The 12845-nt window shown below is 60.8% G+C and carries 13 protein-coding genes, 1 tRNA gene and 1 pseudogene; 6 read left to right on the top strand and 9 right to left on the bottom strand.

All coding sequences use genetic code 11. The annotated features are described in order from the left end of the window. Positions 1-23 precede the first annotated feature (23 nt). On the top strand, positions 24-974 hold the full coding sequence (gene tal / locus ACPDZI_RS15525) for a transaldolase (RefSeq protein ID WP_146062977.1): 951 nt from the start codon (positions 24-26) through the stop codon (positions 972-974). A gap of 160 nt (positions 975-1134) precedes the next feature. After that, the gene (locus ACPDZI_RS15530) at positions 1135-1317 is read left to right on the top strand and encodes a DUF3545 family protein (protein ID WP_016351599.1); all 183 of its coding nucleotides are present in this window, start codon (positions 1135-1137) and stop codon (positions 1315-1317) included. Between the two features lie 51 nt (positions 1318-1368). On the opposite strand, the gene ACPDZI_RS15535 is transcribed toward ACPDZI_RS15530, so the two are convergent. Further along, entirely contained in the window at positions 1369-1917 is a 549-nt protein-coding gene (locus tag ACPDZI_RS15535) for a hemerythrin domain-containing protein (protein ID WP_011706927.1), read from the bottom strand. A gap of 156 nt (positions 1918-2073) precedes the next feature. Continuing rightward, on the bottom strand, positions 2074-2742 hold the full coding sequence (gene ung / locus ACPDZI_RS15540) for a uracil-DNA glycosylase (protein ID WP_146062976.1): 669 nt from the start codon (positions 2740-2742) through the stop codon (positions 2074-2076). Between the two features lie 833 nt (positions 2743-3575). On the opposite strand from ung, the gene grcA reads away from it, so the two are divergent. Beyond that, entirely contained in the window at positions 3576-3956 is a 381-nt protein-coding gene (gene grcA / locus ACPDZI_RS15545) for an autonomous glycyl radical cofactor GrcA (protein WP_011706929.1), read from the top strand. Positions 3957-4070: 114 nt separating this feature from the next. On the opposite strand, the gene ACPDZI_RS15550 is transcribed toward grcA, so the two are convergent. The 7 genes and pseudogenes from ACPDZI_RS15550 to hemA all read right to left on the bottom strand — a co-directional run bounded on the left by ACPDZI_RS15550 (position 4071) and on the right by hemA (position 11173). Next, a complete protein-coding gene (locus ACPDZI_RS15550) occupies positions 4071-5351 on the bottom strand; it encodes a dicarboxylate/amino acid:cation symporter (RefSeq protein ID WP_029299389.1) in 1281 nt (426 codons plus the stop codon). A gap of 306 nt (positions 5352-5657) precedes the next feature. Beyond that, the gene (kdsA, locus tag ACPDZI_RS15555) at positions 5658-6512 is read right to left on the bottom strand and encodes a 3-deoxy-8-phosphooctulonate synthase (RefSeq protein ID WP_011706931.1); all 855 of its coding nucleotides are present in this window, start codon (positions 6510-6512) and stop codon (positions 5658-5660) included. Positions 6513-6687: 175 nt separating this feature from the next. Beyond that, entirely contained in the window at positions 6688-7488 is an 801-nt protein-coding gene (locus ACPDZI_RS15560) for a SirB1 family protein (protein WP_010633228.1), read from the bottom strand. A gap of 11 nt (positions 7489-7499) precedes the next feature. Continuing rightward, on the bottom strand, positions 7500-7883 hold the full coding sequence (locus ACPDZI_RS15565) for a SirB2 family protein (protein WP_016351602.1): 384 nt from the start codon (positions 7881-7883) through the stop codon (positions 7500-7502). A gap of 43 nt (positions 7884-7926) precedes the next feature. Continuing rightward, positions 7927-8774 (bottom strand): annotated as a pseudogene (gene prmC, locus ACPDZI_RS15570) (peptide chain release factor N(5)-glutamine methyltransferase). Next, entirely contained in the window at positions 8774-9862 is a 1089-nt protein-coding gene (prfA, locus tag ACPDZI_RS15575) for a peptide chain release factor 1 (RefSeq protein ID WP_011706935.1), read from the bottom strand. The pseudogene prmC and the gene prfA overlap by 1 nt, the downstream one beginning before the upstream one ends. 51 nt (positions 9863-9913) lie before the next feature. Then, entirely contained in the window at positions 9914-11173 is a 1260-nt protein-coding gene (gene hemA / locus ACPDZI_RS15580) for a glutamyl-tRNA reductase (protein WP_016351604.1), read from the bottom strand. Positions 11174-11294: 121 nt separating this feature from the next. Between hemA and lolB the strand changes: the two genes are divergently transcribed. From lolB to ACPDZI_RS15595, 3 genes are all read left to right on the top strand, one after another. Then, positions 11295-11879, top strand: a complete 585-nt coding sequence (lolB, locus tag ACPDZI_RS15585) for a lipoprotein insertase outer membrane protein LolB (RefSeq protein ID WP_011706937.1) — start codon at positions 11295-11297, stop codon at positions 11877-11879. 26 nt (positions 11880-11905) lie between these two features. Further along, the gene (gene ispE / locus ACPDZI_RS15590; protein WP_076360549.1) at positions 11906-12775 is read left to right on the top strand and encodes a 4-(cytidine 5'-diphospho)-2-C-methyl-D-erythritol kinase; all 870 of its coding nucleotides are present in this window, start codon (positions 11906-11908) and stop codon (positions 12773-12775) included. Then, positions 12755-12829, top strand: a tRNA-Gln gene (locus tag ACPDZI_RS15595). The genes ispE and ACPDZI_RS15595 overlap by 21 nt, the downstream gene beginning before the upstream one ends. Positions 12830-12845: the final 16 nt, after the last annotated feature.

Consider the following 12845-nt stretch of genomic DNA (forward strand, 5'->3'; position numbering starts at 1 on the left):
CTCATAAAGAGATGATATTTGCCATGGCCGATAAATTAACCCAGCTGAAAGCCCTGACCACAGTTGTCGCCGACACCGGTGATATCGAAGCCATCAAGCGCTACCAGCCCATCGATGCCACCACCAACCCCTCTCTGGTGTTGAAGGCATCCGAGATCCCCGAATACGCGGCGCTGATCGAAGACGCCATCAACTGGGCCAAAGCCCAGAGCCAGGACAAGGCACAGCAAATCATCGACGCGGGCGACAAGCTGGCGGTCAACATCGGCCTGGAAGTGCTGAAAATCGTCCCGGGCCGCATCTCCACCGAAGTGGATGCCCGTCTCTCCTTCGATACCCAGGCCAGCATCGCCAAGGCCCGCAAACTGATCCGTCTCTACAACGAAGCCGGTATCAGCAACGATCGCATCCTGATCAAGCTGGCCTCTACCTGGGAAGGCATCCGTGCCGCCGAGGTGCTGGAGAAAGAGGGCATCCAGTGCAACCTGACCCTGCTGTTCTCCTTCGCCCAGGCTCGTGCCTGTGCCGAAGCCGGCGCCTTCCTGATCTCCCCGTTCGTCGGTCGCATCCTCGACTGGTACAAGGCCAAGCACAACCGTGACTACACCGCCAGCGAAGATCCGGGCGTGGTTTCCGTCACCTCCATCTACGACTACTACAAGCAGCACGACTACCCGACCGTGGTCATGGGCGCCAGCTTCCGTAACACCGGCGAGATCCTGGAACTGGCCGGCTGCGACCGTCTGACCATTGGCCCGGCCCTGCTGGAAGAGCTGAGCAAGACCGAAGGCGCCGTGGTACGCAAGCTGAACTACACCGGCGAGCGCAAAGCCAAACCGGCTCCGATGACCGAAGCCGAATTCCGCTGGGAACTGAACCAGGACGCCATGGCCCACGAGAAGCTGGGCGAAGGCATCCGCATGTTTGCCATCGACCAGGGCAAGCTGGAAACCATGCTGGCCAGCCACCTCTGATAAGAGCCGTCATGAGCCGATGAAGACCGGGTTCCCGCAAGGGAACCCGGTTTTTTTATGGGCGCCGGACCCTTGTCATGCGTTCGTCACGAAAACGTTTTATTTTCAATGCCGTTATGTTATACGGATGGTGAAAACGAGAATAACCAAGGAGGGAGCCATGGAAATGTTCAACTTCGAATATGACGATGTAGTTGAGCTCGGTTCACGTAGCCGCGGGACAACGGGAAAGAAACGTAAATGGCGTGAGATTGAGGCGTTGAAAGACAAGCACCGCCTGCAGAAGGAGCTGCAATCCATCGACATCGCCTACGAAGGTCTCTCAGACGAGATCGAACTGTAAAAACAAGGCCCCGGTTAACCGGGGCCTTGTTTTTTAAGAGCGTGTTACCCCTCAGGAAGAGAGCGGCAGCGACAGGCGCTTGGCCAGTGCCTGAAAGTGCTGGCTGATCTCGGGCCCGAACAACGGATCCCCGATGGCGCGGTTCTGCCAGATCTGTTCGAGGTGGCGCCAGTCATCCTCGGTCAGCGAGTCGCGCAGATGAGGGAAGATGACCCCCTCCTCATAGTTCATGTGCGCCTCCTGCAGCGCCACGAACTGCTCCAGCTTGGCGGTAAACTGATCGAGCGGGATCACCGCATCCATCAGGATCATCTCCACCATCTCCTTGAGTTCGGCGCCGGCCTCCAGCAACTTGGCATGCTCGGCCTGCAGCCGGTTGGCGACGTCCCCCTCCACTACCCGGTACTTGAGGTAGTAGTCATAAATGATGTCTTCCTTTGGATGGTGATACTTGTCCGACACCTCCCTCAGGTAATCCACCACATCGCGGATCAGGAAATAGCTGACCCGCTGTTCGTCGCGAATGGCGGCGAGCTTGTGTTTGAGCAGATCCAGCAACCTGGCGATGTTGAGATGGTCCTTGTGCAGACTGGCTAGCATGGGCACTCCTTGCGCTGAAATGAGACGATCCTGTTTCGAGTATACGGTCATTTATCGCGCCAACTTTGCACTCAATCAAGTCATCTGCAGACAAAACAGCGGGTAACGCACAATGCCGCCCCCTGTTCATGCCCCCGCTCGTCAGCCACCGGCCCCTCACTCGCAGACCGAGTGCCAGTTGATGGGGCTCATCCCCTGCTGGCTCAGCAGCCGGTTGGTTTCGGAGAAGTGGCCGCAGCCGATGAAACCGCGATGAGCAGAGAGCGGGCTGGGATGCGGCGCGCTCAGCACGTGATGCCGCTGCCTGTCGATGAAGCGACCCTTCTTCTGGGCATGGGCCCCCCACAGCAGGAAGACTACCCCATGACAGCTGGCATTGATCTGCTCGATGACCCGGTCGGTGAAGGTCTCCCAGCCCAGATGTGCATGGGAGTGGGCCTGGCCCGCCTGGACCGTCAGCACGGTATTGAGCAGCAGCACCCCCTGTTTGGCCCAGGACTCCAGAAAGCCGTGACTGGGTGTGACAAAACCCGGCAGATCCCGCTGCATCTCCTTGTAGATGTTGACCAGCGAGGGGGGCGTGCGCACCCCGGGCAACACAGAGAAGCAGAGGCCGTGTGCCTGATTGGGGCCGTGATACGGGTCCTGACCCAGGATCACCACCTTGACCTGATCCAGCTCGGTCAGCTTGAAGGCATTGAACACGTCGGTCGCCGGCGGATAGATCACCTTGCCCGCCTCCCGCTCACTCCTGACGGTCGCCAGGGTCGCCTTGAAATAGTCCTGCTCCTTCTCGGAGCCAATCACATCAGTCCAGGTCTGCACCCCAATCTCCTCATTGAATCTGTCCGGATGGACGCCCTGTTACCCCGTGCAGGGTCACACCGTCTGATGCGGGTCGGCGCGCCACTATCCTCGATGAATACGGCGGGTTTTGCGGCATGCGGCTTGGGCCATGCGAGCCAGCACGCCGCCATCCTCGCTAAATGCGGCAGGACATGGTGCTGGGCCAGTGCTGGCATCACCATGCCCTCATTAATGCGGCAAGGCGCTCAGGATAGGGGGCCAGCCCCCGGGACGCAACCTTGGCACCCTCTTCCGAGTCCCCTCGCCCCCGAACGGCAACTGCATGGCAACGGCATGACAACCTCCCACTCACCCAGCTCTCCCTGCCACTGTGGGCAGCGGGGTCACCTTGACCGTGGCAATCGGCGGCTCGGCTGAGGCAGCCTTATGCCAAGGCAACCTTATATAGATGTGTGAGCACCAGGAAGGGCAAACCTGGCCCCGCCACCTTCACCGCAGGCTTGGCCCCGATGCCCCCACAGAGAAGATGAGGTCGGCTCATCCATGACACAAACCTTAAAACATGTAGTTAAATTACTAGATTTAATTAATAGAAGATGCATAATTCAGATATCTTACATAATCAGAAAAATGACCTCTTTTTGATTAATCTCAATAATTTAATCCCTTCAAGCTCGCGCAAACCGAGAATTTTTTGATTTAGATCAATTTTCGTAATATTACCATCGTGGTATATATGACCCAACAAAGTAAAGGTGTAAGGCAAGGGCCCTTTAAATCATCCCGGTGGTTTAAATACATCAGGGTAATTTCCTTACAGTTGAATCCGCTTTCCTATGAGGAGTCATACCATGATCAAGGGCATCCAAATCACCCAGTCTGCCAACGCCGCTCTGCTGAACTCGTTCTGGCTGCTGGACGAAGAGAAGCAACAGGCTCGTTGCATCTGCGCCAAAGGCGACACCTTCGCCGCCGATCAGGAAGTCAGCGTCTCTGACCTGGGCCAGTTCGAATACCGTGAACTGCCGGTACAAGCCGAGCCGGCTGTCGAAGGTGGCCAGCACCTGAACGTCAACGTCCTGCGTCGCGAGACTCTGGAAGACGCCATCGCCAACCCGGAAAAGTACCCGCAGCTGACCATCCGTGTCTCCGGCTACGCCGTGCGCTTCAACGCACTGACCCCGGAACAGCAGCGTGACGTGGTGACCCGTACCTTCACCCAGAGCCTGTAAGTCGCTCTGCAGCAACCGGTATCATGAAAAACGGCCCGTTTGGGCCGTTTTTTTATGGCTTGAATTCACCTACTCGCGTTGGCGGCCCTTGCTCGACAGGCGGGCATCGGCGGCTCAATGCTGATCCAGCTTGACGGCTTGTGGCGGGTTGCTCAGCGCCTCGTGCATCTGCTGCTCATCGAGCTGATCGCAGTAACGGGCCACCACCAGGGTTGCCACCCCGTTGCCGATGAGGTTGGTCAGAGCGCGGGCCTCCGACATGAAGCGATCGATGCCGAGGATCAACGCCAGCCCGGCCAACGGCAGGTGGCCCACCGCCGAGATGGTGGCCGCCAGCACGATGAAGCCACTGCCGGTCACCCCGGCGGCGCCCTTCGAGGAGATGAGCAGCACCACCAGCAAGGTGATTTGCTGGAACAGATCGAGCGGGGTGTTGGTGGCCTGGGCGATGAAGATGGCCGCCATGGTCAGATAGATGGAGGTGCCGTCCAGGTTGAAGGAGTAACCGGTCGGGATCACCAGCCCCACCACCGACTTCTTGCAGCCGAGCGCCTCCATCTTCACCAGCATGCGCGGCAATACGGATTCAGAAGAGGAAGTTCCCAGCACGATCAGCAGCTCTTCCCGGATATAGGAAATAAAGCGCAGGATGCTGAAGCCATTCGCTCTGGCAATACTTCCCAGCACCAGGAAAATAAACAGCAGGCAGGTCATGTAGAAGCAGGCAATTAATTGTCCGAGCTGAACCAGCGAGCCAATACCATATTTTCCGATGGTAAAGGCCATCGCACCAAATGCCCCGACCGGTGCCAACCGCATGATCATGTTGATGATCCCGAAAATAACCTGGGAGAAGCTGTCAATGACATTGAATATCACTTTACCCTTCTCGCCGATATGGTGCAGGGAGAAGCCAAACAGCACCGCAAATAACAGCACTTGCAGAATATTGCCGCTGGCGAAGGCGCCGATCACGCTGCCCGGGATCACGTCCAGCAGGAAGGGGATGATGCCCTGTGCCTTGGCCTGCTCGGCATAGGCCGAGATGGCGCTGGCGTCCAGCGTGGCGGGGTCGACGTTCATGCCCGCCCCCGGTTGCAGCAGGTTGACCACGCACAGCCCGATGATGAGGGCGATGGTGCTGACCACTTCAAAATAGAGCAGCGCGATGGCGCCGGTTTTACCCACCGCTTTCATGCTCTCCATGCCGGCAATACCGGTCACCACGGTGCAGAATATAACCGGGGCGATGATCATTTTGATTAATTTAACGAAACCATCCCCCAGCGGTTTCATGTCCGCACCGAGATCTGGATATATATGTCCCAGAATGACCCCGAGGGTGATCGCTAACAACACCTGAAAATACAGGCTGCTGACTATTTTTTTCTGCATTCTTAACGTCCTGTCAATTTAATGAGATGTGTCATGGCAGAAATACGCATGCAGCAATCCGTGACGAAATAGTGTTATTTCGCCCGGTTCGTGCCGTTCCCTCATCACAACAGGGGCTACTTTCCCATGTTAAAAAAAGCAATTAATAGACATCAATCACACAACAGATTTAACAACATTAACACCACGGAAACCTGGCTGTATTTATTCTGTGATTGATTTATGCTGGCCAAAGAAATAAAAACAGGCCGCAAACAAAAATGCCCCGCAGTGCGGGGCATTTTTATTGGGCCAGCGGGGCCTGACTCAGATGGAAGTATCGAGCGGCTCGAAACCCTTGATGAGATCGTCGATGGCCTTCATCTGCTTGAGGAAGCCTTCCAGCTTCTCCAGCGGCAGTGCGCTCGGGCCGTCGCAACGGGCAATCTTGGGGTCCGGGTGGGATTCAATGAACAGACCGGCCAGACCAACCGCCATACCGGCACGGGCCAGCTCGGTCACCTGCTCGCGGCGACCACCGGAGGCAGCGCCCATGGGATCGCGACACTGCAGGGAGTGGGTCACGTCGAAGATGACCGGGTAGCCGCCGGTGCTCTTCTTCATCACGCCCAGCCCCAGCATGTCCACCACCAGGTTGTCATACCCGAAGTTGGCACCGCGTTCGCACAGGATCAGACGGTCGTTGCCGCACTCCTCGAACTTGTCGGTGATGTTCTTCATCTGGCTTGGGCTCAGGAACTGCGGCTTCTTGATGTTGATGACGTTGCCGGTGCGGGCCATGGCCTCCACCAGATCGGTCTGGCGCGCCAGGAAGGCGGGCAGCTGGATGACGTCGACCACCTCGGCTACCGGTTTGGCCTGATGGGGCTCGTGCAGATCGGAGATGACCGGCATGCCGAAGGTCGCTTTCAGCTCCTGGAAGATCTTCATCCCCTCTTCCAGACCCGGACCGCGATAGGAGTGGATGGAGGAGCGGTTGGCCTTGTCCCAGCTCGCCTTGAACACGAACGGGATACCCAGCTTGGAGGTCACTTCCACGTACTTCTCGCACACCGCCATCGCCATGTCGCGCGATTCCAGCACGTTCATGCCGCCGAACAACACGAACGGTTTGTCGTTGGCGACGTCGATGCCATTGACCTTGATATTCTTCTGTTCCATCTCAGGCTTCCTTAGGTAAAAGGGCTTGCAGGGCTTGAATTCACATCCGGCCGCGCTGCCCAAAGCAGCATGGCCTCGATACTCGTCGGTTGCATTTCCCAGGCCTTGCATGCAACGGCATGGGACTCTTCATTCGGCCAGGGCCTCGCCATGCAACGGGGCCGTTACCCTCCCCTCAGTGGAGGGGCTTGGGGCTCAGATCCAGCGCTGCCAGCTGGGCCTTGAGCACGTCGGCCACCGGATCGTCCGGGCACTGTTCAATAAAGTATTCAAAATCGTCGGCAGCAAAGCGCGGGCAGTCGAGCTGCTCGTAGATGAAGCCGCGATCACGCGTCTCCAGCGGATCGCCGGGCTTCATCCGTAGCAGCAGCTCACTGCAGCGCAGCGCCTCGGTCATCCGGTCTTCCCGCAGCAGGGCACCCTTGCTGACGTTGAGCAGCCGCTCGATGATCTCCCACTGGCCCGCAGGCTGCAGGTGATCCGAGCTGAGAGTGGCCAGATTGCCGAGGGCCCCGCGCAGCAGCAGCTCGATGTGGTGCAGGCTCAGCTCGTCGCCGGTGAAGGGGTCTACATAAACCTCCCCCTCGCTGCCGGCGAAGCTCACCAGGAAGTGGCCGGGGAAGCAGATCCCCTCCACATCCAGCCCGAGCTTGCGCCCCAGCTGAATGATGAGGATACCAAGGCTGACCGGAATGCCCTGCTTGCGGGCCAGGACCTGGGCCAGATCGCAGTTGGCCACCGAGAAGTAGTCCTGCCAGTCGCCGTGAAAGCCCAGAGTCTGATAGAAGCCCTGCAGCAGCTGGCGGCGCACCTGGTCGCAATCCCCTTCCTCGATGGCCTCGTCCAGCCAGGCGTCGAGCCGTGCCAGCTCCGCCGTCCCGCGGCCGCTGATGCCATGGATCTCGTCGCTCACCGACAGCGCCAGCTCGGCGATGTCATGGGCTTCGAAATCGGTCCATTCGTCTACGCGTATCATCGTCATCATCCTTAACCGAACAGGCTGGCCTGCTTGTAGACGGCCAGCTTGGCGATGAAGAAGACCCAGCCGAGGGCTCCCAGAAACGCAAACCAGCGGATGCCGTTACTGCGGGCCAGGCGCAGTGCCATCATGGCCAGAAAGGCCACCACCAGGATGGCGGTCAGCTTTTCGCTGAGCCAGGGGGTGGCGTTGTTGAGCGGGTTGAGATCCAGCACCATGCATAGCAGCACGCCGGAGAGCACCACCAGGCCGTTGAGCCAGCCGCTCAACCTGAGGGTTCGGGCGCTGGCGGCGCGGTTCGAGCCGGTCTGCAGCCAATAGAAGCGCAACATGAACATCAGCACGGCCAAGCCTATTAGCAGCAGGTGCAGATGTTTGATAGCAAAATACATAACGTGTCCTTGAACAAAGGCAGGCCCGGCCTGCCCGTCATCATCACTGAGCCAGCCGCCCCAGGGTCACCCGCTCGTTATCGCCGTAATCGCGCACGGTTTCCACCTGAAGGTAGCCCTGTTGCAGCAGGAGTTGACGCACCGCCTCCCCCTGCTGCCAGCCATGCTCCAGCAACAGCCAGCCGCCCGGCAGCAGATGGGTCGGCGCACCCGCCACGATCAGCCGGATATCCGCCAGCCCCTGCTCGTCCGCCACCAGGGCGGAGCGAGGTTCGAAGCGCACATCCCCCTCATCGAGGTGCGGATCCGCCCCGTCGATGTAGGGCGGGTTGGAGACGATCATGGCAAAGCGCGGCGCCTTGCTTGATGAGGAATCGACCAACGGCTCAAACCAGCTGCCGTCGCGCACCTCGATGGGCAGACCAAGGGCGGCGCTGTTGGCACGGGCCAGGGCCGCCGCTGCCGGCATCCTGTCCACCGCCCATACATCGGCATCCGGTCGCTCCGACTTGAGCGCCAGTGCAATGGCGCCGGTGCCGGTGCCCAGATCCAGCACGGCGCAGGGGCCTGCGGGCAGCCGCGCCAGCGCCTGCTCGACCAGCACCTCGGTATCGGGGCGCGGGATCAGGGTGGCCGGGCTCACCTTGAGCGGCAGCGACCAGAACTCCCGCTCGCCAATCAGGTGGGCGATGGGCTCCCCCTCAAGACGGCGTTCAAGCCAGCCCTGCAGGGTCACCTGCTGGGCGGCATCGAGCTCGCGCTCCGGCCAGGTCATCAGGTAGCTGCGCCGGCACTCCAGCAGATGGCAGAGCAGCACATCCGCATCCGCGCGGGGGGATTCCCCCCTGCCAGGGTCGCCATGATGTGGGCGCGAGCCTGCTGGATCTGCATCAGTTGCTCTCGGCCAGGGAGGCGAGCTGATCGGCCTGGTACTCCTGGATCATCGGGCTGATGACGCAGTCCAGGTCCCCTTCCATGATCTCGCCGAGGCGATAGAGGGTGAGGTTGATGCGGTGCTCGGAGAGGCGCCCCTGCGGGTAGTTGTAGGTGCGGATACGCTCGGAGCGATCTCCCGACCCCACCAGGTTGCGGCGGGTGCTCTGCTCGGCGGCGCGGTGGCGCTCATCCTCGGCCGCCTGCAGACGGGCGGAAAGCACCGACATCGCCTTGGCGCGGTTCTTGTGCTGGGAGCGCTCATCCTGGCACTCCACCACCAGGCCGGTGGGCAGGTGGGTGATGCGGATGGCGGAGTCGGTCTTGTTGACGTGCTGACCGCCGGCCCCGGAGGCGCGGAAGGTGTCGATCTTCAGCTCCGAGGGGTTGATCTCGATCTGCTCGGCTTCCGGCACTTCCGGCAGCACGGCGACGGTACAGGCGGAGGTGTGCACCCGACCCTGGGATTCGGTTTCCGGCACCCGCTGCACCCGGTGACCACCGGATTCAAACTTGAGGCGGCCGTAGACGTGCTCACCCTCCACCTTGGCGATCACCTCCTTGTAGCCGCCGTGCTCGCCGTCGTTGCAGCTGACGATGGAAACCCGCCAGCCCTGGCGCTCGGCGTAGCGCGAATACATGCGAAACAGATCGCCCGCAAAGATCGCCGCCTCGTCACCGCCGGCACCAGCGCGGATCTCCAGGTAGCAGTTGTTGTCATCCTTGGGGTCGCGCGGCAGCAGCATCACCTGCAGCGCCTGCTCCTGTTCCTCGAAAGTCGCCTTGGCCAGCGGCAGCTCCTCCTGCGCCATCTCGCGCAGGTCGGCATCATCCTCTTCCAGCATCTGGCGGGTGGCGTCCAGGTTCTCTTCGGCCTGGCGGAATTGCTGGAAAGCGTGAACGATATCTTCCAGCTGGGCATATTCCCGGGTCAGGGCGCGGTAGCGATCCTGATCCGCGGCCACGTCCGGCTCGCCGAGCATGGCCTGTACTTCTTCGTGGCGCTCGATGAGGCCTTCCAGCTTTCTGATCAGTGACGGGTTCATAAATCTTGTGTTCTCGATGGAGGACGGGACGACCGGCTGGTCGCCCCAAAACTATGACTCTTGTGACAACCCCAGCACCTGGCGCAACTGGGCCAGCTGGTGGTGATCCCCCTGTGCCGCGGCATGGCGCAGGGCCTGGGTCGGTGCGTGGATCAACTTGTTGGTGAGGCGGTGGGCCAGCGCCTTGAGCGCCTGCTCGGCATTCTCGCCCTGCTGCAGGGCCAGCAGGGCGCGCTGCAGCTCTTCGTCGGCCACCTGTTGGGACTGGTGGCGGTAATCGCGAATGAGATCCACCGAGTGCTGGCTGCGATACCAGCCCATGAAGTCGTCGCGCTCTTCCTGCACGATGAGTTCAGCCTCGGCGGCGGCCCGTTTGCGAGTCTCGAGATTCTGCTCGATGATGCCCTGCAGGTCGTCCACCGTGTAGAGATAGGCGTCCGAGAGCTCGTCCACCTCCGCCTCGATGTCGCGGGGCACGGCGATGTCCACCAGGAACATGGGCTTGAAGCGGCGAGCCTTGAGCGCGCGCTCCACCATGCCCTTGCCGATGATGGGCAGCGGGCTCGCGGTGGAGCTGATGACGATGTCCGCCTCATGCAGGTAGTCCGGGATCTCTTCAAGCGTCATCACCTGGGCGCCGAACTCCTCGGCCAGCAGCTGGGCCCGCTGCAGGGTGCGGTTGGCCACCATCATCTGGGTGACGTTCTGCTCGCGCAGGTGGCGGGCCACCAGTTCGATGGTCTCGCCGGCGCCGACCAGCAGCACCTTGGTCTGGGAGAGATCGGAGAAGATCCGCCGCCCCAGGCTCACAGCGGCAAAGGCCACCGACACGGCGCTGGCGCCAATCTCGGTATCGGTACGCACCCGTTTGGCCACCGAGAAGGATTTCTGGAACAGCCGCTCCAGCGACCCCTTCACCGCCTCGGACTGCTGGGCATGGGCGTAGGATTGCTTGATCTGCCCCAGGATCTGCGGCTCTCCCAGCACCAGGGAGTCGAGCCCGCAGGCCACCCGCATCAGGTGGCGGACCGCCTCCTCGTCCTGATGCTGGTAGATGGCGGAGACCACCTCGGCCGCATCCAGACCGTGGAAACGCTGCAGCCACTGCAACACCTGCTCGCCCTGCCCCTGCGCCAGGCTGCAGTAAAGCTCGGTGCGGTTGCAGGTCGAGACGATCACCGCCTCGCTTACACCGGGTTGGGCGACCAGCTCACGCAAGGCGCGATCGATGCAGTCCGGGCCGAAGGCGACCCGCTCCCGCAAGGCGACACTGGCGGTGTTGTGGTTGATTCCGAGGGCAAGCAAACTCATGAGTGGGCGTGGATCGTATCTGTGCGCTGGAAGTAAAGGCTGCCAATTGTACGAGAAAGGGTAAGTCTTTAAAAGCAATACGGCCGCCCCGTATACTGTGGCAAATCACCTTTTCCGGAGCATGACCTTGTTGTTGCGTCTTTTCACCCTTGGCTGCCTGCTGTTGCTGGCCGGTTGCGCCACTACCCAACCCCAGCGTGATCAGGTCAACTGGCAGCAGGAACGTACCCGCCTCGAGCAGCTCAGCCACTGGCAGCTGTCGGGCAAGATGGCCATCATCACCGCCCAGCAAAAGGGCAGCGCCCGGGTCAACTGGCAGCAGGATGGCGACGACTATCGCCTCAACCTCACCAGCCTGATCGGCACTCACATCCTCGAGCTCTCCCGCAGCAAGGGCGAGATCACCCTGATCGACAACGAGGGCAACCCGCACCAGAGCCAGGATGCCGAGGCGCTCATCTATCAGCTCACCGGCTGGAATATTCCGGTGGCCGGGCTGCCGGAGTGGATCAAGGGCTTGCCGGGTCAGGCCGAATTCGAGCTCAACCCCGACCGCAGTCTGGCCAGCGTCCGCGATGGTCAGTGGCAGATCGTCTATGGCGACTACCGGGATCAGGACGGTTACCGCCTGCCGCACCTGCTCACCATGACCGGCCAGGGCAGTCGCCTCAAGCTGCAGATCAACCAGTGGACCATAACCCGCTGATGGCGGCCATCGACAAGGACTCCCCCATGAGCGCCATGCGCTGGCCGGCTCCGGCCAAACTGAATCTCTTTTTGCACGTCAACGGCCGTCGCCCGGACGGCTACCACGAGCTGCAGACCCTGTTCATCTTCCTCAACCACGGCGACTGGCTCGAGTTCGATGTGATCCCAGGAAGCGACAAGCTCACGTTGAGCCCGGCCATTCCCGGCGTACCCGACGAGCAGAACCTGATCATCCGCGCCGCCCGCCTGCTGCAGGCCAGGCTGCCAAGCCCGCAGGGAGCCCATATCCGGCTGGAGAAGGTGCTGCCCATGGGCGGTGGCATCGGCGGCGGTTCGTCGGACGCCGCCACCACCCTGGTCGCCCTCAACCACCTGTGGCGGGCCGGCTTGAGTGAAGACGAGCTGGCCGAGCTCGGCGTGCAGCTGGGCGCCGACGTGCCGGTGTTCGTACGCGGCAAGGCCGCCTTTGCCGAGGGGGTCGGTGAACGGTTGCAGCCGGTCGAGCTGCCGAGTACCTGGTATCTGGTGCTCAAGCCCGATTGCCATGTGGCGACCGCCGCCGTGTTCCAGGATCCGGACCTGCCCAGAGATACCCCGAAAATGGCATTGCACAATCTGCTGGAAGGGGAGTGGAAAAACGATTGCGAATTGCTGGTGAAAAAGCGCCACCCCGAGGTTGCCAATGCGCTCGGCTGGTTGCTAGAATACGCGCCGTCAAGAATGACGGGCACAGGAGCCTGCGTCTTTGCTCAGTTTGAAGACGAAGTGGCTGCTCGGGAAGTGTTGGCAAAAGTGCCGAAAGGATGGGATGGGTTTGTCGCCAAGGGCGAGAACATATCACCACTCTTCGCTGCATTGCAACAAGTCAGTGATTGGGGTATCGCCAAGCGGTAAGGCAGCGGGTTTTGATCTCGCCATTCCTAGGTTCGAATCCTAGTACCCCAGCCATCTCCTGAACATCGAA

The organism is Aeromonas oralensis, from assembly GCF_049665575.1.
GTDB classification, from domain to species: domain Bacteria; phylum Pseudomonadota; class Gammaproteobacteria; order Enterobacterales; family Aeromonadaceae; genus Aeromonas; species Aeromonas hydrophila.